27 protein-coding genes and 1 riboswitch are annotated in these 24937 nt (G+C 54.4%); of the genes, 14 read left to right on the forward strand and 13 right to left on the reverse strand.

The window, feature by feature from the left end:
* Positions 1-132 precede the first annotated feature (132 nt).
* Genes V4U88_RS19115 through V4U88_RS19125 form a run of 3 tightly spaced genes read right to left on the reverse strand, consistent with a single transcriptional unit; the run spans position 133 to position 3382 of the window.
* Positions 133-1272, reverse strand: coding sequence for an ABC transporter permease (locus tag V4U88_RS19115; RefSeq protein WP_334074846.1), 1140 nt, complete (start codon positions 1270-1272; stop codon positions 133-135).
* Positions 1265-2440 (reverse strand): ABC transporter permease, encoded by a 1176-nt coding sequence (locus tag V4U88_RS19120; protein ID WP_334074847.1) that lies wholly within the window; start codon positions 2438-2440, stop codon positions 1265-1267. Before V4U88_RS19120 ends, V4U88_RS19115 begins: the two co-directional genes overlap by 8 nt.
* 12 nt (positions 2441-2452) lie before the next feature.
* Positions 2453-3382, reverse strand: coding sequence for an ABC transporter ATP-binding protein (locus tag V4U88_RS19125; protein WP_334074848.1), 930 nt, complete (start codon positions 3380-3382; stop codon positions 2453-2455).
* A 213-nt stretch (positions 3383-3595) separates the two neighbouring features.
* Between V4U88_RS19125 and V4U88_RS19130 the strand changes: the two genes are divergently transcribed.
* Both V4U88_RS19130 and V4U88_RS19135 read left to right on the forward strand, forming a co-directional pair.
* A complete protein-coding gene (locus V4U88_RS19130) occupies positions 3596-4750 on the forward strand; it encodes a sensor histidine kinase (protein WP_334074849.1) in 1155 nt (384 codons plus the stop codon).
* Positions 4751-4804: 54 nt separating this feature from the next.
* Positions 4805-5464: a response regulator transcription factor gene (locus tag V4U88_RS19135; protein WP_334074850.1), complete on the forward strand. Its 660-nt coding sequence runs from the start codon at positions 4805-4807 to the stop codon at positions 5462-5464.
* Positions 5465-5917: 453 nt separating this feature from the next.
* On the opposite strand, the gene V4U88_RS19140 is transcribed toward V4U88_RS19135, so the two are convergent.
* Positions 5918-6127 carry a cold-shock protein gene (locus V4U88_RS19140; protein WP_334074851.1) on the reverse strand — a complete coding sequence of 70 codons (210 nt, stop codon included), beginning with the start codon at positions 6125-6127 and terminating at the stop codon, positions 5918-5920.
* 120 nt (positions 6128-6247) lie between these two features.
* Positions 6248-6448 (reverse strand): cold-shock protein, encoded by a 201-nt coding sequence (locus V4U88_RS19145; RefSeq protein ID WP_009223993.1) that lies wholly within the window; start codon positions 6446-6448, stop codon positions 6248-6250.
* A 239-nt stretch (positions 6449-6687) separates the two neighbouring features.
* Positions 6688-6799: riboswitch (TPP riboswitch) on the forward strand.
* 149 nt (positions 6800-6948) lie between these two features.
* Between V4U88_RS19145 and V4U88_RS19150 the strand changes: the two genes are divergently transcribed.
* The 4 genes from V4U88_RS19150 to V4U88_RS19165 are packed head-to-tail and all read left to right on the forward strand — an operon-like array spanning position 6949 to position 9923.
* On the forward strand, positions 6949-7983 hold the full coding sequence (locus V4U88_RS19150) for an ABC transporter substrate-binding protein (RefSeq protein ID WP_442951898.1): 1035 nt from the start codon (positions 6949-6951) through the stop codon (positions 7981-7983).
* 55 nt (positions 7984-8038) lie between these two features.
* Entirely contained in the window at positions 8039-8332 is a 294-nt protein-coding gene (locus tag V4U88_RS19155; RefSeq protein ID WP_334074927.1) for a thiamine-binding protein, read from the forward strand.
* A complete protein-coding gene (locus tag V4U88_RS19160) occupies positions 8329-9099 on the forward strand; it encodes an ABC transporter permease (RefSeq protein WP_334074853.1) in 771 nt (256 codons plus the stop codon). The genes V4U88_RS19155 and V4U88_RS19160 overlap by 4 nt, the downstream gene beginning before the upstream one ends.
* Before the next feature lie 17 nt (positions 9100-9116).
* Entirely contained in the window at positions 9117-9923 is an 807-nt protein-coding gene (locus tag V4U88_RS19165; RefSeq protein ID WP_334074854.1) for an ABC transporter ATP-binding protein, read from the forward strand.
* Between the two features lie 51 nt (positions 9924-9974).
* On the opposite strand, the gene V4U88_RS19170 is transcribed toward V4U88_RS19165, so the two are convergent.
* Positions 9975-10589 (reverse strand): HD-GYP domain-containing protein, encoded by a 615-nt coding sequence (locus tag V4U88_RS19170; RefSeq protein WP_334074855.1) that lies wholly within the window; start codon positions 10587-10589, stop codon positions 9975-9977.
* Between the two features lie 146 nt (positions 10590-10735).
* Between V4U88_RS19170 and V4U88_RS19175 the strand changes: the two genes are divergently transcribed.
* The 3 genes from V4U88_RS19175 (at position 10736) to V4U88_RS19185 (ending at position 13682) form a co-directional block, all read left to right on the forward strand.
* Positions 10736-11515, forward strand: a complete 780-nt coding sequence (locus V4U88_RS19175) for a TatD family hydrolase (protein ID WP_334074856.1) — start codon at positions 10736-10738, stop codon at positions 11513-11515.
* A gap of 106 nt (positions 11516-11621) precedes the next feature.
* Positions 11622-12206 carry a DUF2087 domain-containing protein gene (locus tag V4U88_RS19180; protein ID WP_334074857.1) on the forward strand — a complete coding sequence of 195 codons (585 nt, stop codon included), beginning with the start codon at positions 11622-11624 and terminating at the stop codon, positions 12204-12206.
* 150 nt (positions 12207-12356) lie between these two features.
* Positions 12357-13682: an MFS transporter gene (locus V4U88_RS19185; RefSeq protein WP_334074858.1), complete on the forward strand. Its 1326-nt coding sequence runs from the start codon at positions 12357-12359 to the stop codon at positions 13680-13682.
* A gap of 289 nt (positions 13683-13971) precedes the next feature.
* Here V4U88_RS19185 and nfsA read toward each other — a convergent pair whose 3' ends face one another.
* The 3 genes from nfsA to V4U88_RS19200 form a co-directional block, all read right to left on the reverse strand.
* Entirely contained in the window at positions 13972-14718 is a 747-nt protein-coding gene (nfsA, locus tag V4U88_RS19190) for an oxygen-insensitive NADPH nitroreductase (RefSeq protein ID WP_334074859.1), read from the reverse strand.
* Between the two features lie 168 nt (positions 14719-14886).
* Entirely contained in the window at positions 14887-17316 is a 2430-nt protein-coding gene (locus V4U88_RS19195) for a heavy metal translocating P-type ATPase (RefSeq protein ID WP_334074860.1), read from the reverse strand.
* Positions 17317-18179: 863 nt separating this feature from the next.
* Positions 18180-18797, reverse strand: a complete 618-nt coding sequence (locus V4U88_RS19200; RefSeq protein ID WP_334074861.1) for a LysE/ArgO family amino acid transporter — start codon at positions 18795-18797, stop codon at positions 18180-18182.
* 174 nt (positions 18798-18971) lie between these two features.
* On the opposite strand from V4U88_RS19200, the gene V4U88_RS19205 reads away from it, so the two are divergent.
* The 5 genes from V4U88_RS19205 to V4U88_RS19225 all read left to right on the forward strand — a co-directional run bounded on the left by V4U88_RS19205 (position 18972) and on the right by V4U88_RS19225 (position 22892).
* Positions 18972-20417 (forward strand): aminotransferase-like domain-containing protein, encoded by a 1446-nt coding sequence (locus tag V4U88_RS19205; protein WP_334074862.1) that lies wholly within the window; start codon positions 18972-18974, stop codon positions 20415-20417.
* A gap of 71 nt (positions 20418-20488) precedes the next feature.
* Positions 20489-21103: a hypothetical protein gene (locus V4U88_RS19210; protein WP_334074863.1), complete on the forward strand. Its 615-nt coding sequence runs from the start codon at positions 20489-20491 to the stop codon at positions 21101-21103.
* 139 nt (positions 21104-21242) lie between these two features.
* On the forward strand, positions 21243-22094 hold the full coding sequence (locus V4U88_RS19215; RefSeq protein WP_334074864.1) for an SPFH domain-containing protein: 852 nt from the start codon (positions 21243-21245) through the stop codon (positions 22092-22094).
* A gap of 18 nt (positions 22095-22112) precedes the next feature.
* Positions 22113-22292 carry a toxin-antitoxin system HicB family antitoxin gene (locus V4U88_RS19220; protein WP_334074865.1) on the forward strand — a complete coding sequence of 60 codons (180 nt, stop codon included), beginning with the start codon at positions 22113-22115 and terminating at the stop codon, positions 22290-22292.
* Positions 22293-22295: 3 nt separating this feature from the next.
* On the forward strand, positions 22296-22892 hold the full coding sequence (locus V4U88_RS19225) for a hypothetical protein (protein WP_334074866.1): 597 nt from the start codon (positions 22296-22298) through the stop codon (positions 22890-22892).
* A 105-nt stretch (positions 22893-22997) separates the two neighbouring features.
* Here the strand turns inward: V4U88_RS19225 and copZ are convergent, their stop codons facing one another.
* The 4 genes from copZ to qoxD form a co-directional block, all read right to left on the reverse strand.
* Positions 22998-23198, reverse strand: coding sequence for a copper chaperone CopZ (copZ, locus tag V4U88_RS19230; protein WP_334074867.1), 201 nt, complete (start codon positions 23196-23198; stop codon positions 22998-23000).
* 28 nt (positions 23199-23226) lie between these two features.
* Positions 23227-23580, reverse strand: coding sequence for a metal-sensitive transcriptional regulator (locus V4U88_RS19235; protein WP_334074868.1), 354 nt, complete (start codon positions 23578-23580; stop codon positions 23227-23229).
* Positions 23581-23731: 151 nt separating this feature from the next.
* The gene (locus V4U88_RS19240; protein ID WP_334074869.1) at positions 23732-24025 is read right to left on the reverse strand and encodes an RNA polymerase sigma factor; all 294 of its coding nucleotides are present in this window, start codon (positions 24023-24025) and stop codon (positions 23732-23734) included.
* A 627-nt stretch (positions 24026-24652) separates the two neighbouring features.
* Positions 24653-24937, reverse strand: a complete 285-nt coding sequence (gene qoxD / locus V4U88_RS19245; RefSeq protein ID WP_334074870.1) for a cytochrome aa3 quinol oxidase subunit IV — start codon at positions 24935-24937, stop codon at positions 24653-24655.

Consider the following 24937-nt stretch of genomic DNA (forward strand, 5'->3'; position numbering starts at 1 on the left):
GTTCCAAGATAGTAGATTTTGTGAACACTTGCAATCTTTTTTCTCCAAATCGCCGCAAACGGGTCAAAATAACCGAAACAGGCTGTCCGCGCGGGATTAATCAACGCGCGAACAGCCCTGCATATTTTGGGTCTACCCTGTTACATTTGCCTCCGCCGGCCGAAGAATCGAGGAGCCAATGGCAAGCAGGATCAGGGCCATCAGGCCTAAAATCAGGAGCGGTAATGTGATGGTGCCCAGCCCCCCTCCCGCCGAAAGTTTCTCCACCGCCTCGATGGCCCATTTTTGCGGCACGAAATTCGCGGCTTTTTGCATGAATTCCGGCATATAGGAGATCGGCCAAAAACATCCCCCGAGCATGCAGGTCGGCGTGATGATCAGGCTGTTCAGCATCCCGACATTTTGCGGATTCCGCATTATTCCCGCCACCGCGCTGGCAATGCCCATCGCTACGAGCATAAAGGCGGCCAGCACGATGAAATGAAGCAGCATAGGCAGATCATAATCATATTTCAGCACATAGCCGCTGAAGATCAAAACAAGGGCAATTTGCGAAATACCGACGGTGAAACTGCCCAGAAAATGACCCAGTGTGATTTCCCAGGCTCTGACCGGTGCGCTGTACATCCTGGCCATGGTCCGGCGGCGGCGTTCCTCCAGGATCTTGCCGACGGTGCTGCCGACCAGACTCATCAGAAACATCAGCGTAAAGCCGGTGACCACATTCAAGCCGGGCTTGGGATACAACTGCAGGTCGGTCTTGTCGGGACTGACGGCATGTTTTCTCGTCTGGTCCAAAACGGCTCCAAAGACGTCCGGTTGTGACGCAGACACCAGTCCGGCCATGGCCGCCGCTCCCCGCGCCAGTTCCTCCAAAGTCAACCGGAGCGTGTATGTCCCCTCGCTCATTTTTAATTCATACATGGGCAATTTCGGTTTCTGCCCGGCCAAAAGGAGATCCGTAAAGCCGGATGGGATCATAAAGCCCGCCTCCGCCCGATTTTCGGTAACCTCTTCCCGCAAAGCATCTTCGCTCCCCACTTCCTTCAGCGAATAATTTGGCTTCGCGGCCAACTCCTCCAGCAAATACGCTCCGGCTTTACCGGTGTCTTGATTCACATATACGATTTGAACGCCGAGGGGCCGCTCTTGTCCGAGCAAGGCAACAGCCAGGGAAATAACGATGCAGGGCAGAAGGATATGCATGATCATTCCCTTTTTGGTCCCGACGGTCTGCCTGATCATATTCCAGGCTATGGTCAAACTATTCATGGTAACCCACCTTCCGGTACGTAATTATGCCGATCAGCATCAGGACGCCGCCGAAGATGCCGAGCATCAGGATATGATGCCCTATAATCGCCGGGTCGGCTCCCAGCATAATACGGAGCAAACCCTGCATCGCCCAATGGTTGACCGTAAAATCTCCGAGCTTTTGAATCAGATCCACCGGAATCGGCTGAAAGCCTCCGCTCAAAAACGTCATAAGAATCGCGACCACTTGGACCAACGTGCTGGCGGCCGTCCCCGACTTGCTCCAAAGAGATACGATCACAGCGAGCATCATGGAGCAAAGAATAACCAATCCGCAAATCGCCGCCAGATAGAACGGATGATTTCCCCACTCCACACCGTAGAGCCAGGAGGTACCGAGGATAATCACCGTCGCTTGAAGCGAGGTAACCAATCCGTTCCCGATGATTTTTCCTGCAAAAATCGGCAGCCCGCCGATCGGCATGGAGCCCAAACGGTACAACGTCCGATTGTCGATTTCGCTTCGCAAGCTTTCGTTGACCATGAGCCCGGAGTAAAGAAGAAACATGATCAGCATCGAGACGGCGTAATATTGAAAGGCGGAATAGGACTCCCCTTGTTCACTGAGCGGCGCCATCTCCACAAACGTTGGGTCCCCGGCCTGTTGAACCTGCCTCATCGCCGCCGTTACAGCTTCGGGTCCAAGCACGATCGCCGAAGCTTGCGTTCGGTTCACTTCATCTAGATAAGCGTCAAAAATCATTTCCGCGACATGATTCTTCAGTTGATCCTTCCCCAAAATATACTCCCATTTCGCCGCTTCCCCCCGGGTGACCTTCGCTTCAAAATCCCCCGGAATCACAACGGCAAAATCGCTATTCCCCGAACGAAGCGACGCTTCCGCCTCGGCGCGGTTCGCCGCTTTGTCGATCCGCAAAGTTTCCTTGATTTCCGGATTGACCAGAAAGGCGTCCAGCCCCAAATCCGTGCCTCCTTCGGCCGCGGACCTCACCAGCTTGACGTTGACCTGCTCCAGGGTTTTATCCGATCCCGAATCAAACATCGGCGACAGGGCATTTCCCAAAATGAAGATCAGCAGCAAGGGAAGAAGAAACAAATTGAACAGCACAACCCTGGCGCGAATCAGTTTTCGAACTTCAAACGCAATTATCGTTAGTAATTTCATGCCAATTGCCCCCTAGTCCCGCAGCTTGCGCCCGGTCAGGTTCAGGAACAGCGTCTCCAGCGTCGGTTGTTCGCAAACCACGGAATGGATCACGGCGTCATGCTTGGCGCAGATGTACAAAATATCCTGAAGATCGTTCTGCGAAGAAAACGTGTACAGTTCCTGCTCCTGGTGGAGCACACGCGTGATTCTGGGGTGCAACCGCAGTTCCGCAAGGACTTCTTCGCCGATGCCGGTCGCTTTCATCCTGATCTTCTCCTCACCGGAGACGCGTTCTCTCAGCTCATTCTGCGTCCCGCAAGCAATCACATGCCCCTGATCCACAATGGCTACCCGGTCGCAAATCGCCGAGACCTCCTCCATGTAATGGCTCGTGTAAATGACAGTCGAGCCCATCCGGTTCAGTTCCCTGACCGAATCCAAAATATGATTTCGCGACTGCGGGTCAATCCCCACCGTCGGCTCATCCATAATAATCAGCTTGGGGCGGTGCATAATCGCGCAAGCGATATTAAGCCGCCGCTTCATGCCGCCGGAAAATGTCTTCGGCAGCTCCCTGGCCCGGTCTTCCAGACCGACGAAGGCCAGCGCCTCCGATATCCGCGCCTTTAACTCCCGGCCGCGCAGACCGTACAATCTGCCGAAGAAAGCCACGTTGTCGGCGGCGGGCATCGACTCGTAAAGCGCCAAATCTTGCGGCACCAGTCCGATTCTCCGTTTCACCTCGAGCGGTTTCTCCTTGACCGAGAAACCGTCGATACGGATATCCCCCTGATCCATCCGCAGCAAACCGACCATCATATTGATGGTCGTGCTTTTTCCCGCGCCGTTCGGACCCAGAAGCCCGAAAATCTCTCCCTCCTCGATCGTTAAGCTTAGATGGTCTACGGACAGCTTATCTCCATAACGCTTAATAGCGTCTTTCACCTCAACCAATGCCATGCGGCTCCCCTACCTTCCTGTGTCGTTGCCGTTTCTTGAGTATTATTCTATCAGCCCCCCTTTCCCCGCGAAGGTACGGATCGTCATGACCTGAGGGTGACGAAAGTCACCTCCTCATCAGATTCATGCCGGCCCGCCTCTCCTCAAAAACGGCTGTGCTATAATGAAGCCAGCGAAATCCGCAGGAATCCCGAAAGATAGGAATGGAACCGCATGCCAAAAAACTCCCTGTTCATCTTCATCCTCGGCTTCACCTTGATTCCTTGCTTCTTTCATATTTACTTGCTGCCCGAGGAAGGGGGCTACGGCAAGTACTTGCTGCAGGTTCTCATCTTGCTTAACCTGTTTGTGGCCTCCCGGTTTACCTCCCGGGTAACTCCGCTGACGGGGCTTTCCACCCTGCTGATTCTGTATGCGTCGTGGTTGGGTCATGTTTATGGCGGTATTATAAGCCTTGTCGCCGCTAGCCCGGTACTGCTGTACTTCCAATTGCCTCGCGCCGGATGGCGATATACGCTGGCGGGCTTGCACCTGCTGGCCTACAACTACGCCGTGAGAGGCCAATCCCTGGAATGGGCCGTGACGGGTAATTTGCTTCTGCTCGCCATGGCCGTTCTTCTGTCCCTCCTGCGGCACTCCGCCCTGACTAAGCAGCATGCCGATCTTCAATTTGATGATTTGCGAAAAAAACACTATGAACTGGACGAAGCGAGAAAACGCCTACTGCTCTTCACCAAGCAGGTCGAAGGAGCCGCGCAGACCGAGGAGCGCAACAGAATTTCCCGGGAGCTGCATGATGAGGTCGGTCATCGCCTGATCCGGGCCAAGATGATGATGGAAGCCGCCCTGCAGGTCATTCCCGGCAATCCGGAGAAAGGGATGAGCCTGCTGCTGCAAATCCGCGACCAGTTGGCCTCCGGACTCGATGAGATGAGAGCCGCGGTCCGCCGGATCAGGCCCGCCGGGGAAGCCGCAGGAATCCTTTCCTTGCGCCAAATGCTGGAGGAGATCGGCAGAGAAACCGGAGTCCGGACCCGGCTAACTCTGGAAGGAGATCCTTACTCCTTATATCCCAGCCAAGAGCTGATCCTGTACAAAAACGCCCGGGAGGCCATCACCAATGCGCTGAAACATGGACGGCCCGAAACGGTCGAAATCGTAATCACCTATGATGCCCGCGAAATCACCATGACAGTAAGCAACGACGGCGCCCTTCCCGGACGGATTCCGCCGCAATCCGGCGGCCTGGGCATGCGGGGGATGAAAGAGCGCTGCGCCTTGGCGGGCGGCAGTCTGGACATCGTTTTAGAACCGATGTTCACGGTAATTACGAAACTGCCGGTGGCGCAGCGGGCGGAAATGGTTTAGGGCACGGTACATATAGACACCGAAGAGAAGTTATCGTAAAAGGGGAGGACCGATATGGCCAACTTAACTTTATTCATTGTGGACGACGATCCTTTTATCCGGGAAAGCTTGACCCTGCTCATCGGCATGGATCCGGACATCGAAGTGATCGGTTCGGCGGGGAACGGAGCCGAAGCCGTCGAGCGGCTACGGAACGGCGGAACGGTTCCGGACGTGGTTTTGATGGATATCCGCATGCCGGAATGCAATGGAGTCGAAGGAACGAAAAGAATCAAGGCGCTCTTCCCGGACGTCGCGGTACTCATGCTGACGACCTTTGATGATGATGAATTCATTCTGGAGGCGCTTCGCAACGGAGCTAGCGGCTATCTGCTCAAAAACATTCCGCCCGACCGGATCATTCAGGGCATCAAAACCGTTCATGGCGGGAACATGCTGATCCATCCGGAAATCGCCAGGAAGCTCACCGGCCTGCTGCGCCCCACTCCCGCACCTCCCGCCGACGACAGGCTCCAACGTGCCGGTTTAACGGCGACCGAGCACAATGTGCTCCGCCTGATCGCCGACGGCCTGTCCAACAAGGAAATCGCCGGCCAGCTGTTTCTGAGCGAGGGAACGGTTAAAAATTATGTGACCGACATTCTCGGCAAGCTCGAAGTCCGGGATCGCACCCAGCTTGCAATCCTGTACTGGAAGGGCCGCAGCGGGGCTTAGCTGGCTACACCACCCAGCCGAATCTCGGCCTACTAGGGCCGGATGAACAACGTGCCGCGCGCTGGCTCTAATGGACATCATAGACGCTATTTCGCGGGGATCCGCACTTTCGGAATTCTAACGGAAATATTAGCGCCTATTTGTCCAATTTCCCGCCGAAATGACCTCATTTTACTGAAATAGCGGCTGCTGCGTCCGTTAGAATCTGAAATCCCCCTTCATGGGCGAAATAGCGGCTATGGCTTCCGTTAGAAATTTTCGGCTCAGGCCTAAGCCGGGGCCTACCTTATTCACCTGCCCGGTTGGCTTCCAAAGGAGGCTAGCCGCCGGAAGCGCCCCTCTGCCCTGATCATGGCGGAAGCGGGCAGCCAGCGGACTCAAAAACGCAAAAGCCGCTCCCCCAAATCCGCGGGAGGCGGCTTTTATCGCATGCTATATCAGGTTGGAACGTAATTACCGGTCCACTTTCACGGCATTGGTGTTGATCAGCTGCGGGAGCATCTTCATCCCTTTCGCCATTTCCGAGGAGCACAACGGACATACCGGAACATAATTAAACGCAAAGTTATCCCTCATCCATCCGTTGCAATCCTCACTCACGCAAGACCATACCGGTGTGTTCTCCTCAGGAATTTCTTCAATCGTTTTTTTACGGTAGTTCATGGTTACCTCCTAGATATTAGTTTGGCTTCAGCGAGATCCCGGAACTTTTAAACTATATGCCGTTTGGGGAAAAATAAAAACTGCTCTTAACGCACGCGTTAAGAGCAGCCCATGCCTGCATTACAGTTTTACGACATTCTCGGCTTGCGGTCCGCGGTTGCCTTGAACAACGTTAAATTGTACACGTTGGCCTTCGTCAAGCGTTTTGAAGCCTTCGCCTGTGATCGCGCTGAAATGAACGAAAACATCGTTTCCGCCTTCAACTTCGATAAAGCCGAAGCCTTTTTCTGCGTTGAACCATTTTACTGTTCCAGTTTCCATGGTAAATTACCTCCTGTTTAAAGATTAACATGCTCCTTTTTTACATAAAAAAATTCACATATTGAAAAAAGTTCATTTTAAAAATTGACACCCTTTTCAATACGTGAATATCACTTCTTAAAACTTCAATTGATTTTATTATACTCTCCCCCGAACCAAAAAGCAAATCAAAAAGAAAGCCTTTACCTAAACTGGACATAAACCGGGCCCGCGTCTATAATGACTATTGTAATCCGCAGTCTATAGTTCAGGGGAGCTGGAAAAAGGCCGGCTGAGATTGTATCCCGCAAGATACTGACCCTTAAACCTGATCTGGGTAATGCCAGCGTAGGAAGAATGCTTTAGCATGGGCTTATCGTCATTTGCCATGATACCTACGCGTCCCGATCCGGGGCGCTTTTTTTCTGCCTGTGGGAAAAATTGGGACGCCACCATTTCAGATAATTCGGAACTTCACACGAACGTGACTGCGGAAATTCAAAATCCATATAAAGGAGAGAATTTCTGTGAAGCAAAGAACATGGGCACTGCTTGCCGTATGCGCCCTCCTGCTGGCCCTGACGGCTTGCGGACAAAACGCCGGCAAAACCGCGAAGACCGGCTCGGCCGCATCCGGCCCGAACACGGCCGAAAAGCCGCGCGACGTCAAAATCGTGCTCGACTGGAGCCCGAACACGAACCATACCGGCCTTTACGTAGCCAAAGAGCAGGGCTACTACAAAGAGGAAGGGCTGAACGTGGATATCGTTCTGCCGGGGGCCGGAGGCGCCGACGCCATGGTCGCGTCGGGGGAGGTCCCTTTCGGAGTGAGCGTGCAAGAGAACGTTACCCAAGGGCGCATCCAGGGCGTTCCGCTGGTCTCCATCGCCGCGGTCATCCAGCATAACACCTCGGGCTTTGCCGCGCCTGCCGATAAAGGGATTAAGACCCCGAAGGACTTTGAAGGCAAAGCCTACGGCGGCTGGGGCTCCCCGGTGGAGGAAGCCGTCATGAAATCGATTATGGACCAAAGCGGCGCCGACGTCGGCAAGGTCAAGTTCGTCAACATGGGAGAAGCCGATTATTTTACCGCGGTCAAACGGGACATCGATTTCGCCTGGATCTTCTATGCCTGGACCGGCATTGAGGCCGAGCTGCGCGGCGAACCGCTGGATATGCAGTATGTGAAAGACTACTCGGAACAGCTGGATTACTACACCCCCGTGATCGTGACGAACGAGAAAACGATCTCGGATGATCCGGAACTGGTCAAAGCCTTCATGCGCGCCACCTCCAAAGGCTACCGTTATGCGATCGAGCATCCGGAGGAATCCGCGGAAATGCTGCTGAAAGCCGTGCCGGACCTGGACAAGGATCTGGTTGTGGCCAGTCAAAAATGGCTGAGTCCGAAATACCAGGAGGATGCCGCCCGCTGGGGAGAACAAAAGAAAGAGGTTTGGCAAAATTACTCCGACTGGATGCAGAAATTCGGATTGCTCGAAAAACCGCTCGACACGGACAAGGCGTTTACGAACGAGTTTTTACCGGAATCTTAAAACAGGAAATCAGGAGCACCCAACCTATAAAATAAACGAAAGAGGATGAAATATGATGCCAAACGCATTGCTCAGCATTCAAATCATTCCCAAAACCCCCAATGGCGAGGATGTGATCCCGTACGTGGACCGCGCCATCGAGGTCATTCAGGCTTCCGGGGTCAAGTATCAGGTCAACCCGCTCGAAACGACCATGGAAGGCGAGCTGGATGAGCTGCTCTCGATCGTCAAGCAAATGAACGAGGCGGTTATCGATTTCGGGAGCACCGGCATTATTTCGCAGATCAAAATTTCCTATAATCCGAAAGGCGTCAGCATGGACAAGCTGACCGAGAAATACCGTCCATGAAGCTTCGCCGGCTCTGGAACAGCACATGGCCGCCCTTAGTGGCGGTCATCCTGTTTTTAGTCCTGTGGCAAATGGCGACCTCCCTGTTTCATATCGAAGAGTGGATCCTCCCGAGTCCGTCCGATATCGCCAGGGAAGCCGCCGCCAACTCGTCGGGACTGTGGGAGCATACACGGGCCACGCTGGAACTCATGATCCTCGGCTTTGCGATCGGAACGGGAGTGGGCCTGCTGGTCGCTTTTGTGCTCCATTACGTCCCATTTTTAAAATCATCGCTGTACCCGCTCATCATTCTTAGCCAGAATGTGCCCACCATCGCGCTGGCTCCATTACTTATGATCTGGTTCGGTTTCGGCATCCTGCCCAAAATTATCGTCATTACGCTCGTCTGCTTCTTTCCGGTCGCCGTGGCGGCGATGGACGGACTGACCCGAACCGACCGCGTGATGCTCGACTATATGCGGATGACGGGGGCGAGCCGGGGCGAAATTTTCCGCAAGCTGGAGATCCCCCATGCGATCCCTACCATGCTGTCCGGTATCAAAATAGCCGCCACTTACAGCGTCATGGGCGCGGTCATCGCCGAATGGGTCGGCGCCGAGAAAGGCATCGGCTATTATATGATGCTGCAGAAGGCTTCCTTCCGCACGGACCGGATCTTCGTGGCCATCGCCATTATCGTGGCTATCAGCCTGGCCATGTTCACCCTCGTCGCCCTGCTGGAAAAATGGCTCGTGCGCTACAAACCGGCGGGCGAAGACAATTAGAAAGAGGTGCCAAACAAATGACGCACGCGGAAAAATCCTCGCTCTCCCCGCCGCCCGCACTGGAGGTCCGGGAACTCACCCTCTCTTTTCGGGAGCGCCGGAGGAGCCTGCCCGTCCTTAACGGAGTATCCCTCTCCGTGGCCGAAGGAGAATTCGTCTCGATCATCGGCCCGTCGGGCTGCGGCAAAAGCACGCTGTTTCATGTCATCGGCGGGCTGCTGAAGCCCGACGCGGGAAGCGTGATGGCCGGCGGAACGGAAGTCACCGGGCAGCGGGGCCTGATCAGCTATGTGCCGCAAAAGCCAGCCCTCTTCCCTTGGCGGACTACGCTCGATAACGTCCTGCTGGCCCGGGAAATTTCGGGCGGCGCTGACAAGGAAGCCCTGGCCGAAGCCAAGGAATGGCTGGTCAAAGCGGGACTCGGCGGCTTTGAGAAAGCCTATCCGCACATGCTTTCGGGCGGCATGCAGCAGCGGGCCGCTTTTCTGCGCGGACTGTTGGCTCCCCAGGAAGTGATGTGCCTGGACGAGCCCTTCAGTTCTCTGGATGAGCTGACTCGTACGGAGATGCAGCACTGGCTGCTTGATCTGTGGGAGACCCGGCGCCGCTCGGTCATCCTCATCACGCACAGTATCGAGGAGGCGCTGATGATGTCGGACACGATTTATTTGCTCTCCAATCGTCCGGCCCGGGTGCTTCACCGGATAGAGGTCCCTTTTCCCCGGCCTCGTCGGGAGGAGCTGACGGAGGATCCCGCCTTTTTGAGACTCAGGAAGGAAATTGGCATTCAAATGAGGGAAGAGCAACGCAAAAGGCCAAACTGACGGCGGTGTTCCTCCGGTCACTTTGGCCTTAAGCTATTATGTAAAATGCAATTAGAGCGAAAAGATGCTTAATGTTTCAATAGGGAGCTTGACAATGGCATGAACGACGTCCGGATCGAACTGAATATTGGCATACCGAATCAACTCCAGCCTGGCTTCGCTCACCTGGATGCTCCGCCGATACACCTTGTTGGAGGTCATTGAATCAAAAGCGTCGATCACCGCACAGATGCGGGCGCCCAAAGGAATTTCCTCGCCGCTTAATCCGTCGGGATACCCTTTGCCGTCCCACCTTTCATGGTGATGCCGAATGATCTTCACGATTTCCTTGGAAAACCCGGGATTGCTCTCCGCCATCCTGGCTCCGATAATCGGATGCTGTTTAATCAAAGCCCACTGGCTGCTGGTGAAGGGTTCTCTTTGCGTCAGGATTTCCCTGGGGATAACTGATTTTCCGATATCGTGAAGAAAACAGCCCCTTACCAGCTGTCTCTTCTCCTCATCACTCAATTCAAGAGGCTCCGCGATTTTCTCGGCCAGCATGGCTACCCTCGAAGAATGATAATAGACATGCGGGTGCTTATGAAGCAATATCCGCAGCCACATCGCGGCATCCGGTTCTTGGTCTAGCTTTAAGCGTTCAATATGTAGGTCTGAATCGTTCACCGGCTTACGCCTCCTAAAACTTGGAAGTCCTGACATGCATCATTAACATTATAGGTCAAAAGTTGCGAACTGACTAGGAATAAAGTGATAACATTCCTAAAAATAATATTTTTTCATAATTAACCGGCAATAAGGAGGAATTCGTGATGATGGATGCCCATATTCACTTGGATTTATATGAGAAGTCCGCCAGAGACGATCTGCTGCGGGAAGCGCAACAACGAGGGATCGACGGATTGGTCGGCGTCTCCATGCATCTGGATTCCTGCCGGAGCAACCTGGCTCTGTCGGACCAGTACCCCGGACTCATCCACCCCGCCTTCGGCTTTCATCCGGAGCAACCCCTTCCTTCGCCCGAAGCCGAAGCGAGGCTGGTCCAATGGATAGAAGCGCATGCCTCCCGAATGGTCGCGATCGGTGAAATCGGGCTGCCCTATTACACCCGGAAGGAAAAGGAAAAGCGCGGGGAAGCCTTTCCCCTGGAGCCGTATATTTCCCTGCTGGACCGGCTGCTTGGGCTCGCGAAGCGCCTCGATAAACCGGTCGTGCTCCATGCCGTTTATGAGGACGCCAAACTGGCGTGCGATCTCCTGGATCGGCACGGCATCGCCAAGGCGCACTTTCACTGGTTCAAGGGTACCAAGCCCACCATTCGCCGGATGGCCGAACAGGGATACCTTATTTCTTTTACCCCCGACCTTTTGTACGAAGCCGAAATCGCCGAGTTGGCCCGCTACTATCCCCGGGACCTCGTGATGGCCGAAACCGATGGCCCTTGGCCATTTGAAGGTCCTTTTGCCGGACAGACCACGCGGCCGGACATGGTTCACGAGGTAGCGAAGGCTTGGGGCCGTCTGCTGGGACTCTCCTACGGGGAGGCCGCGGACAGGTTAACGGAGAACACCCGGACTTTCTATCGGATATAAAAAGCAAAACCTGCGGAAGCGATGACTATTGACAATCGCTATTCCGCGTGAAATAATTCGACATATATCTAATTAGTTGAGCATCAAAAAAAGGAGGCCATCGCACATGCAGCTCGACCGTCTCGTTCAATTTCATAAAGCGGTAGGCGACGTGACGCGAATCCGGATCATCGCGCTTCTCAAGAACGGCCCGCTTCACGGGCAAGCTTTGGCGGGCAAGTTGGGGGTCTCGCCGCCCACGGTAACCCACCACATGACCAAATTGCGCGAAGCCGATCTAATTTACGAACGCCGGGATAAGAATACGATTTATTTTTATCTCAACGAAAAAAGCCTCGCTTTGCAGGCCCGGGCCATATTAACCGTCGGAGACGGGGGCGCCGACGAAAGCGGGGATCCGGGGGGTGACAAGACATTGGACCGCATGGCGGTGATTCGCAATTTTTTTACCAAAGACGGCCGTTTAAAGCATCTGCCCGCTCAGCAAAAGAAGAAGCGCATGGTGCTTGAGCATTTGATCCAGGGCTTGGAGCCGCACCGAAAATATGCCGAGAAGGAAATTAACGAATACATTCTAAAATTTCACGAGGACTTTGCCACGATTCGCCGGGAATTCACTATGCACCAGTATATGTACCGGGAAGACGGCATTTATGAGCTGAATCCGCCGGAACTGTGGGAGAAGCCCTGACAGGTGCCGATCGGGCGCGGGAATAGAGATGGATCATCGAGCGGGATATGCGGTTTGGAGCCTGCCTGCTCTTTTTTTTCGTTAACTAATTAGATATTTATAAAATTAGATGTTAATAAAATTGATCAATTATGGAGGATAAACATCATCATGAACCCCTGGACCGTTCTGCGACAAGAAAAAGACTATGCAAGACTGTTCACGGCCGGAATCGTGAACGGCATGGGGGACCGCTTCAGCCAGGTTGCCGTGCTTGGCCTCTTGTTGACGCTGACCGGTTCGGGCCTTGCGATCGGCATCACCTTTGGCGTCAGACTTATCCCTTATTTGATGTTTGGGCCGCTCGGCGGCATGCTCGCCGACCGTTTCTCCAATAAGCGGGTGATGATCGCCACGGACCTGATTCGGGCTGTCTTTGCGCTGACGCCGCTGCTGGTCCGCGAGGCCGCGGACGTATGGTTGATCTACGCAAGCTCCTTTCTATTGTCCGCAGGGGAAGCCGTCTACGCCCCGGCCCGCATGTCGGCGATCCCCCGCCTGGTTCGGAAGGATCGTCTGCTTCAGGTTAACAGCCTCGAAGAGGTCATGACCGGCCTCGTGCTGATCGGAGGCTCGGTCAGCGGCGGCTTCGTGGCCGCTAAATTCGGCATGGAGGTCCCCTTCCTCCTCAACGCGTTGTCCTTCCTGGCCGCCGCCCTGCTGCTTGCCCGGCTGCCGCGGCTCAGCGGCTCCTCGCCGGACAGCGGCTGCGCCCACGGCCCGGGTCAGGCCGCCGCAGACGAGAGCGCTGACGGCTTCGCCGCGCCAGCTTCGGCTTCGGCCCCGGCCGCCGCCTCGCCAACCGTCGCCGCCTTCCGCGGGCTGCTCGCCCGCTCGCCCTTCCTCCGGCTGATGCTGATCATTTTTGCGGTCTGGCCGGTCGGAGACGGCATCTTCAATATTTTGCTCAGCGTCTATGCGGTGGAAGTGTTTCACATGGGCGATCTCGGGATCGGGCTGCTGTACGGAGCGCTCGGTGCCGGGCTGGTCGCCGGATCCGCGCTGACGGGCCGATTTGCCCGGCGGATCAAGGCCGCCGCAGTCCTGACCCTGCTGCTGGAAGGGATATGCCATATATTGATCAGCCAAAGCGGATCGTTTGGTCTGCTGATGGTTCTGCTGGCGGGAACGGCGATATGCTCAGGAATCGGGAACGCCTGCAACCAGACGATCCTGATGACGCTCGTACCCGATAAAATTCGAGGGAGATTTATGGGGATGCTGGCCACGCTGCAAAATACGATCATGGGGGTGGCGATGCTTCTCGGCGGTTTTTTGCTGGATGTCCTGTCCCCCCGTATGCTCGGCCTGATAGGAGGGGGGCTGCTTACGGTCACTGGAGCTATATTCGCCGCCGTGTACAGCGCCTCCCGTACGCTCCGCGCCACTCCCGTCTCCGCCGACAGGACGGGGGATACCGGAGCGTCCGGACATTAGCGGGCTTCTTCCATTTCTTTGACGCCAGGCAGATGAATAGGGGCCCTTTGCGGCGCTATTTTGTCGAATTCAGCTGAACGATGTGAAATAGCGGCATATTGAGGTCTTATTTTGGAAAAAGCGGGCCAACCCCTGACTTCGGGGCCCGCAGCAGTCCAATAAGGGCTTTTTTCACCGCTTATTATCCCCCCGGAAGCGAATCGGACCGAAATAGCACCCCAAAAGGCCGCTAATGCGGTGGGCGGCTAGGGAAATAGCAGGGCTGTTGCAAAGCAAAGGGATTATCACTTTACTTCAGTCCAAAGCCGCGCCGCCGCAAAAACTCCCGCATATGAAGCCGGGCCGGCTGCGCGAGCTTCTCCGCCATCAATACGGACCAAGGGGTGTCCTTCATACCGCCGGTCCGGTCCCGCAAATACTTCACCATCGTCTCATCGTAGGCTTTCACCCCTGCTTCCGAGCGTTCGGCGTCATAGCCGTTCCAGTGCAAGACCGCCTCCAGCGGCAAGCGGGGCCGGAGGCCCGGCTCCTGGTCCGTATAGCCGACGCACATGCCGAATACGGGGTAGATCAGTTCCGGCAGCCCCAGCAGTTCGGCCACCTCCTCACTCCGGTTGCGGATGCCGCCGATGTACACGATGCCGAGCCCCAGCGATTCCGCGGCGACCGCCCCGTTCTGCGCCGCCAAGGCCGCATCGACCGTCGCTACGATGAAATTTTCCACCGCGCCCTCATAGGTCTCGGTTCCCGCCGGAAGATGGCGTTCCGCCGCCGATTTCAACCGGGAAAGATCCGCGCACCAAACCAAAAATACCGGGCACTCCGCAATGTAGGTCTGGCTGCCGCACAGTTCCGCCAGCTTGTCCTTCCTGTCTTCCTCGGTGACAGCGATGACGCTGTAAGCCTGGACGTTGCTGGAACTGGACGCCATCTGCGCCGCGGCGACGATCTCCTCCACTTGTTCCCGGCCGACCGGACGGTCGCTGTATTTTCGGATCGAACGATGATTCTTCAGCAGATTAATCACTTCATTCATTCGCTTTCACTCCCAATCCCAACATAATAAATCAAGGTCAAAAATTCATACTGCCCCGATGAATTCCATTATGATTTTATATCTTCTCTGCAAACGTGTATATTATCCTTATTAAAAACCGGCCGTTCATTAACTTTTTAAGCTAATGAACGGGCCGCTTGCCGTCTTTTATAATTTGACTCTTTGAAGTCTTAAGGCATTTAACACAACGGAAACCGAACTCAGTGCCATAGCCGCCCCGGCTAGCCATGGAGCCAAGAACCCAAGCGCCGCAACGGGAATTCCAATGACGTTATAGGCTAACGCCCAGAACAAATTCTGTTTGATGTTCGACATCGTCTTTTTGCTCATAAATATGGCGTCCGGAATGCTGTTCAAGTCTCCTCTCATGAGCGTTACATCCGCAGCTTCCATAGCCACATCCGTACCGGTCCCAATCGCCATACCGATGTCCGCCGTAGCTAAGGCGGGCGCATCATTAATGCCGTCTCCGACCATCGCTACTTTCTTCCCGGACTCCTGAAGCTTTTTCACCTCGGCAGCCTTGCCCTCCGGCAGAACCTCCGCCAACACCTTATCGATTCCCGCCTGAGCCGCAATGGCCTTCGCGGTCCGTTCATTATCGCCGGTAATCATGATGACATCAATACCAAGATCTTTTAAGCGTTTCACCGCTTCTTTGGAAGTCTCTTTTATCGTATCGGCCACGGCGACCATGCCGGCATATTGACCCTCTATTGCGACGAGCATCGCTGTCTTTCCCGTCTCCTCCAATCGATTCATCTTGCCGAATGCGCTGTCTGCCTGGATACCGTACTTCTGCATCAGCCTGCGGGTCCCGATATGCAATTCGAGTCCGTCGACCATCGCGCGAATCCCATAGCCCGGAATCGCCTCAAATTGTTCCGATGGCGGCAGCTCGATCCCTTTTTCCTGAATCCCCGCAACAATGGCTTCGGCCAGAGGATGCTCGGAGTTTTTTTCCGCCGCGCCAATAAGCCGCAAGAACGCCCGCTCATCCATCCCATTTTCTGCGATAACATCGGTCAGTTCGGGTTTTCCTTTGGTTACGGTCCCTGTTTTATCCAAAACGATCGCCTCAATCCGATGCGTGGCCTCCAGATGCTCGCCGCCTTTGAAGAGTACCCCAAGTTCGGCGGCGCGGCCGGAACCGGCCATAATCGAGGTTGGGGTTGCCAAGCCAAGGGCACACGGGCAGGCGATAACCAAGACGGCAATAGCTTTTTCGAGCGCACTGGCGAAGCTTCCCGGTTCCACCGCAAAATACCAAACAAGGAAGGTTACAATGGCAATTCCCACGACAATCGGGACAAAAATCCCTGAAATGATATCGGCAATCCGTTGAATCGGGGCTTTAGAGCCTTGAGCCTCTTCCACCACTTTAATGATTTGCGCAAGCGCTGTTTCTTTGCCCACCTTGGTTGCCTGAATTTGCAGCATCCCGTTTTTATTGATCGTCGCGCCAATCACCTTATCCCCCGCGCGCTTCTCAACCGGAATACTCTCCCCGGTCAACATGGACTCATCCACGGATGAAGTACCGTGAACGACCTCGCCGTCGACAGGGATCTTCTCTCCCGGCTTCACTACAACAACATCGCCGGCCAAAACCTGTTCAACAGGCACGACCATCTCTTGACCCGCTCTAATGACCGTGGCGGATTTGGCTTGCAGTCCCATTAGGGTCTTGATGGCTTCCGAGGATCTGCCCTTGGCAAGTGCTTCAAAAAGCTTGCCCAGCAAAATTAATGTAATCAAAACGGCGCTCGTTTCATAGTAAAGGTCGACCTGGTGATGTCCATGCGCGTTTATCGTTTCGATCGTCTGGTAAAGACTGTAGAAATAGGCGGCCGAAGTCCCCAATGCAACCAATACATCCATGTTCGCGCTGCCGTTTCTGAGCGCCTTGTAGGCTCCAATGTAGAATTGACTGCCGATGATAAACTGGACCGGCGTAGCTAGAGCAAGTTGGAACCACGGATTCATGAACAGGTCCGGAAGCCAGATGAACGAAGTGAATGAAAAGTGGCTGACCATAGCCCAGAGCAGCGGAAAAGACAGAAGAGCCGAAACCAGCAATTTGAGTTTCTGGCGTTTGATTTCTTTCTGCCGGTGATCCCCGGCTTCCTTCTTCTCACCTTTTAGCGCCGCTTTATAGCCGATCTTTTCAACCTTCTGAATCATGTCGGTTGGAGTGACCTCCGCCGGATTATATTCGACATGCGCCGTCTCCAGGGCCAGATTCACCGTCGCTTTCGTCACGCCCGGCAATTTGTTCAGTCCTTTTTCGATTCGCGCCGCGCAGGCGGCACAGGTCATGCCCGTTATTTGAAAATCCGCGGACTCCCCGACCGTGCCATAGCCTAACGCCTGAATCTTCTGTTCCATTTGTGACGGATCGGTTTTGCTTGGATCAAAAGTAATCGCCGCTTGTTCGAGCGTAAAATTTACCGTGGCTTGAGAAACTCCCTCCAGCTTGCTCAGCCCCTTTTCGATCCGATTGGCGCACGCGGCACAGGTCATGCCTGTAATCTGTAAGGTGGTTTGTTGTTGTTTTGAACCTTCAGCGCTACTCATATCAAACTCCCCTTCGCATAATACCCCCGAGGGGTATAAAGGATTTGTCTCCATCATATTATACCCCCCCTGTGTATGTCAACAGCTAAATTATTAATCATCCCCAGCACTTTTTCAAAGGAGCGATATCGCCATCGGAAAAAGAAAGCACCTGTCTCCGAATGAGAAAAAGCTGCCTGATTCCTTTTAGTATGCCCGCCCCCTAACCTATATAGGTTGAACTAAAGAATTGGCGTTGGGCAAGGATATGAAATGGTGCCCACCACCGTCGGAGTCTACATTATTAACGGGAAAATCTCCCGTTAATATACCGCTCTTGGCTCTTCGATCGGATTTAGCTGGAAAAGCTCCATCTATTTCGCGGCCCTATTGCCGATATACACAATTTCAGGCGAATTAGCGGGAGTTTTTCCCGGTAATTGGTCTAAGCAGCCGCATACGCAGCAAATTAACGGGAGGAATTCCCTTTAATTCGAAACAAAGAACCCTTTCCCCCGCTATCTAGTGCTCCATCGGACAGCGTAGTGGGGGAAAATGAGAATCCGCTGCTTCAACTATGATTTGGAGTGAGGTGCTCGATAATTAAGTAGTCTCACGCCCACAGACATCCAAATCCGTATCAAGCCCACGGCTAGACTATCAAGGTACCTAGCGCACTTCCAACTCCAAAAGATGCAAATCTGCAGGTATTTCTAGCGATTTTAGAGAAACGGGCCTATTTCGTCGAAAATTCCTGCAGAATTGCAGGAACCCTCAAATTTTTGTTCCGAACAGGAAAAATCCTACAGATATGCAGGAATTCTATGCTACTCAAGGCTCAAGGTTGTCTGACGGGGCACTAGTATGCAAATCAATAGTTCAAACTATATAGAAGTTAGAAGCCCGAGCAGTAAATATATCGCCATACCCCACACCACCAGGGCCGAAACCTGATTGATCCGCTTAAGCAGCGTGCCGTTTCCGTCCAGCCCGCCAACGAGGCGGCCGGCCAGGGCCAGGCCGACAAACCAAAGCCAGGATACCAGGATCGCCGCCAAGGCAAAAACCGCTTTCCCTCCCCCCTCATAGCTTAGGGAACTGGTTCCGATCACGCCGATCGTATCGAGAATCGCATGCGGATTCAGCAGGGACACCGACATGGCGAACAACACCTGCTGCTTGGCGGGCAGGCCCTTGCTCCCTTCCGGGTTCCCCGAAGGAGAGCTTCTCCAAATCGACCAGCCCATGTATAACATAAAGCAGGCCCCACCGATGAAAAGAATAACTTTTAACCACTCCAGCGTGAGGACAATCAGGGATACCCCGAGGACCGCCAGCAGAATCAGCATCGTATCGCATACCGAAGCGGTAATGACCGCGGGAAGCGCCCGCGTCCACCTTTTTCCGGATGCCCCTTGATTAAATATGAATACGTTTTGAACCCCCAGCGGCAAAATCAGGCCGAGAGCAAGAACAAAACCGTGAATGAACGCCGTCAACATCGCCTCTCTCTTCCCTTCTCTCTTTGATGGTCATCCTCCCGGGATCATAGACCCCTTGGTTATTGTAACCGCCCGGCGATGATCTGGCTCCATCCATTTGGATGGATGTTGAACCAACCAAACTGTATAATGAAGAAAACTGTCGTGTCTTCTTCATAAAAGGAGCTGATCTATGTGGAGCCTACTTCCTGGCAGCCGAACCGCCGCTCCGGGATTCCGCTGCACACGCAAATCTTCGAATATCTCCGCGACAAAATCGCAGGCGGCGAATGGCCGGTCGGGATGCGGATCCCGTCCCAGCGCGAGCTGGCCGCCCGCTTCGGCGTCAACCGCAGCACCGTGGTCGCCGCGATGGACGAGCTTGCCGCCGCCGGCATGGTCGAGACGGGACGCGGCGGCGGAACGCGCGTCGCGAACCGGACGTGGGGCGTGCTGACCTCCGCCCCGCCGCCGGACTGGAATTCCTACGTCAGTGCGGGAATTCACCGTCCCAACCTGCCGGCCGTGCAGGAAATCAACCGGGCGGAATTCCGCCCGGGCATGCTCCGCCTCGGCACCGGCGAGCTGGCGCCGGAGCTGCTGCCGAGGCCGGCGATGGGCCGCCTCCTCAAGCGGATGGCGGACCGCGTCCCCGAGCTCGGCTACGGCGAGCCGAAGGGCGACCCCGGGCTGCGCGAAATCCTTGCCGCCCGCTTAAAAAACCAGGGCCTGGCCATCTCCCCGGAATCGATCCTGATCGTTTCCGGCGCGCTCCAGGCCCTGCAGCTGATTTCGGTCGGCCTTTTGCGGCGCGGATCGGTAATCCTGCTCGAACGGCCGTCCTATTTATACTCCGTGCCCGTGTTCCAATCGGCCGGCATGAGGCTGCAGGGCGTGCCGATGGACGACCAGGGGCTTCGCCCCGAACTGGTCGCTCCTTACGCCCGGCAGTATGGCGGCTCGCTGCTCTATACGATTCCCACGTTCCATAATCCGACGGGGACCGTGATGAGCGAGCCCCGCCGCGCCCGGCTGCTGGAAGCCTGCCAGGCGGCGGGCCTGCCGGTGCTGGAGGATGACGTCTACCGGGATCTGTGGCTGGACGAGCCGCCCCCGGCTCCGCTGAAAGCCGGGGATTCAAGCGGCAGCGTCCTTTACCTCGGCAGCCTGTCGAAGACGCTCAGCCCCGGCCTGCGCATCGGCTGGATCGCCGGGCCCCAGCCGGTCATTGAGCGCCTGGCCGACATCAAAATGCAGAGCGACTACGGCTCCAGCGCCTTCTCCCAGCGGATGGCGGCGGAGTGGCTGTCCAGCGGCATCTACGACGAACACCTCGACCGCCTGCGCAGCGCCCTGCGCTTCCGCAGACAAATCGCCGCCGAGGCGTTGGACCGGCATTTTGCCGGGCTGGCCGACTGGAACGTGCCCGCCGGCGGCTTCTATATTTGGCTGCGCCTAAAACAAGCGGCGGCCCCGCGCAAGCTGTTCGATGCGGCTTTAAAGCAGGGCATACTCATAAACCCCGGACATCTGTATGACCGGGAAGCCGGCAACTGCCTAAGACTCTCCTACTCGTACGCCTCCTTGGATGAACTGGAGAGCGGCATCGCCCGCCTTGCCGGCATCGTGGCCAAGTTATAGGCTTGGAGGCTGACGCAAAAGCAACTTCTCCCCCTCTCCAAGCGTCTATCCTAAAAAGGAGGGATCCGACAGTGACCCTAAATCGTGCAAGAGCGGCCGTCTGCCTGTTGGGATTGTTTTTTGCGCTGACCGGCTGCGGTGGCGATAAACCCGCCGAACCCGCGGTCCAGGCTCCGCCATTGGCAGGTGAATCGGATAGAACGCATCAGCCGAAGGCGGAAGAAACCGCTGGCGGGACGAAACCGGCCACAGCCGCCGTTCCCGACGGCGATCAGGACACGCACAGATCGGCCGGTGAACTCTATCGCCTTGCTTTTGAAGCGATGTTTTCCATGGACGAGGCGCTTAATTCGGAAATGAAGTACATCGCCCTCGATCTGAGCGACCTCCCGCAATTAACCGATGCGGACAGAGAGCACCTCCTTTCATCGTTTGCCTTCGGGGATGTGGACGTCCGGGACGCCACAATGGAGGAACTCAAAAAAGAAGAGCCCGAGTTCAAGGAAACAATGGTGCTGCAAGGTATTTTGCTAAAAATTAAAAAAGTGGAGCTCGGGGAGAACTCCGCCGTGATCGAAGGCTCGAAGTACCGGTCCGGTAAGGGGGCTATCGGGGCAAAGATTACACTGGAGCTTAAAGAGGGGGCTTGGAGTGTTACCGAGTCCGAAATGACTTGGATCAGTTAATAGGATGATCCCTTAAAGAACGGGTACCCTGCCGGAACAGGCAGAAGGTGCCTGTTTTTTTAATTACCAATTTACAATAAATACTAAAAGTGATATCATACAAATATCAAAACAATATATACATTAAGGAGTGTCAGTTATGAAAGAAAAGGAATTATCGTACGTGAACGGTTTTGTCGCGGTGCTGCTTATCCTGGCCCTGATGGGCGCGGGCGCTTATCTGATTTCGCTTGAGATCACTCTGCCGATGGTGGCAGGCATTGTAGCCTGTGTGATCGGCTTCGTGCTGTTGACCGGGTTGACGATCGTGCAGCCGAACCAGGCGAATGTCGTCACCTTTTTCGGACGCTATCTTGGCGTCATTCGGAAGAGCGGGTTCTATCTGGCCGTGCCTTTTTCCACCCGCAAAAGAGTATCCTTGCGCGTCCGCAACTTTAACAGTGCCAAGCTGAAGGTCAATGACGTCAACGGGAATCCGATCGAGATCGCCGCGGTCGTCGTGTTCTCGGTGGTCGATTCCGCCAAGGCGCTCTTCGAAGTGGATGAATATGAAACGTTCGTGGAGATTCAAAGCGAAACGGCGCTGCGCCACGTCGCCAGCAAATATCCTTACGATCAGCCCGACGGCACCGGTTTTTCCCTGCGCGCCAACTCGGAGGAGATCGCCCTGGAGCTGACGGATGAACTCCAGAACAGGCTGTCCATCGCGGGGGTAAAAGTAATTGAATCGCGCCTGACCCACCTGGCCTATTCGACGGAGATCGCCAGTGCGATGCTGCAGCGTCAGCAAGCCGAAGCCATTATCGCCGCCCGCGAGAAAATCGTCGACGGTGCCGTGACCATGGTGCAAATGGCGATTCAAAGACTGCAAAACGACAATCTCGTTGAGTTGGACGATGAACGGAAAGCCGCTATGATCAACAATCTCCTCGTCGCCGTCGTATCCGACCGTTCCGCCCAGCCGGTCATCAATACGAGCACGCTGTACTAATGCTGGCGCGATAGGCAAATGGCAACCAAAAAAAGCTTTCCGCTGCGCCTGGACCCTACTCTTTATGCAGCTTTGGAGCGCTGGGCGGCTGACGAATTCCGAAGCGTGAACGGTCATATCGAATATCTGCTCCGGGAGGCATTGCGGAAAGAGGGACGCCTTCCTTCTCCGAAGGGGACGTCCCGTAAGGAGGATTAAGCGATGCATACGGTTAAAAAGTTAAACAAACCTTGGTGGGTATCGAAATCCCAGGCTTTGCTGCAGCAATACGCGGAAACGCACAGCGGCGTCTACGTGCGGACTTCATTTAAAGGCTGGAAATATACCGGCCAGCATGTCCGCAAAGAGTTAAAACAGGGTATCGGAGCACTCTATGTGACTTTGGCCGATGCGGGCTCTGATTCTTCGAAACAATGGTCCTCCGCCGTGAAATTCTGCTTCATGCCAAGGCGGAAACTTGAGTTTAGCCTTAAGCGCTCCAAGCATCCGCTGGCCCTGCCTTTTCATCCGGAATTGCGTTCCGCTTCGCTCCCCCATTCGGCCATGAACAAGACGTACCACGCGAAGGCCACCCATCCCGGATTGCTTCGCCTGATTCTGAAGCAGGAAGGGCTGTACGAGGCTTTGGAGCACCTCCCCGGCGCCCGCGTAAAGCTGCGGATCAAGGGGAGCCGGGGGATACTGACCGTGTCCGGGCTCAGCAAGAAGCCTGATCTCGCCTTTCTTGAGGCAGGTGTCAAGGTGGCTTTGCATTTTATTGAGGCGCTTCACGAACACGGATTTGTCCGCGAGAAATGAGACCTAATTGAAAACTCCCTTGAATCGGATGGATTCAAGGGAGTTTTTTTACCCCACCAATAATACCTGCCAGGGGTATATTTCAAGCGACAGAACGGGTGTGCCTTATACCACGTCGTATCCTTGGTCTTCGATGGCTTCTTTGATGGCTTCTAGGGTGATTTTGTTCTCATCATAAGAAACGGTTACGCTCTTTGCAGAAAGATCGACTTTGGCCGTCGCCCCAAGTTCTTTTACGGCTCCCTCCACGGAATTTACGCAGTGGTTGCAAGACATGCCTTCAACTTGCAGAGTAATGTTTGCCATTTCATATTCCTCCTGATGGATTAGTAGTTTATTTCATCAATTTATTGACCGTGGTTAACAGTTCATCCACAACTTCGGTCTCACCGGCCTGAATGCGCTCGATCAGACAACTCTTCATATGCCCTTCCAACAGCAGCTTCCCGACACTGTTCAATGCGGATTGCACGGCTGCAATCTGGTTCAGCACATCATCGCAATAGGTGTCCTTCTCGATCATGCCTTTGATCCCGCGGATCTGGCCCTCAATCCGATTAAGCCGGCTTGTCAGATTATTCTTGACCGCAGCCGAATGATGGCTGTGCCGCACAGTTCCTTCATGACCGGAGCAGGCATCCTCAGCCCCTTCATGGCCGGCATGCTCAGGCTTGGTATTCGCAGCCATTCATCCATCCCCTTTCCGTGTTCGTCTTCATCCCGTACTTACAAACTTATTATAAAATACCCTATGGGGGTATGTAAAGATTTAATTTTCTCTCTCCCTTTATTTTCCCCTTCCGGCTTTTTTCTAACCTTCGTTTGTTATCCCTTGCCGCCTAATATTTTTTTGTCGAAACCGACGACATCAGGCGTCCTATCCGGAGACGGATGTTTCTTTTGCGCAGCATATTGAGGCAATGATGGTAGGCGATCTTGTACAACCAGGATGAGAAGGTTGCCTTTGCCTCAAACGAACGAATTTTCGTAAACGCTTTGATGAATATTTCCTGAACCGCATCCTGGGCATCTTGCGTGCAGCCGAGCATTCGGCAGCAATAAATATATATCTGCTCAAAGCGATCCACCTCCCCGGCCCGGACGCGCCTGATATACTCTTCGATGGGATCCAACCTTTCAAGACCTCCCCGCTTTTTTTCCTTTAGGTAATATGACACTTCTACTCCGGGGAAAGGGACACCTGCTCGGATCCTTTTAACGGTAAAAATGAAAAAAACACCCTTGCAGGTAAATCCCCGAAAGGTGTCAAGTAATACGCTTGTTTGGTCATATTATTATGATGACAAAATCATACTTCTTCGAACAGTGGATTTAAATTCGAAAATTCATCCGTAAGGGAGCGGATCGTCGCTGATTTCGAACCCATATGATATATGTCGGAATCAAGGCGCCCTTGGCCCGGCACAGTTGCTTAGCCGTCGCAATGAAGACGGTCCTGCAACTATATTAACGGGAAAATCTCCCGTTAATCTTCAGCGTTAGGACCATCGCTTCGATTTAGCGGGAAAACCTCCCTTTATTTCGCGCCTCAAACGTCGGTCGTCAATATTTCGGGAAAATTAGCGGGTATTTTTCCAGCTAATCCGCCCATTCATCCATATAGCCACCAAAATAACGGGAAGAATTCCAGTTAATTGCCCACTCGACCCACCCCGACGGATTTTGCACAAAAAAAATGCCGCACTCTCTTCAACCAAGAGGTGCGGCGTTACATTTAAACTTGGATATGATTTTGTATCTTATTGGTATCCCCAAATCATCGTAAGCAGGGTTCCGAACACTGTGACCAGACCGACGAACAAGGCGTAAGCGATATTGGTGTACAACGCCTTCTTGGAGCCGCTCTCGCCGATGTGCATGAACAGGAAGAGTTGCACGCCCATTTGGATCGTGGCGGAAATCAACAGGATGGTCATGCCTACCGCAGGGGACATATCCCAGAAAACGACGGACAGCGCGACCACGGACAGGACCAGCGAGAACAGATATCCCATGACGTGGTGAAGCGGGAACAGTTTTTTCAT

Source organism: Paenibacillus sp. A14 (genome assembly GCF_036864815.1).
In the GTDB taxonomy this organism is placed as follows: Bacteria; Bacillota; Bacilli; order Paenibacillales; family Paenibacillaceae; genus Fontibacillus; species Fontibacillus sanfengchensis.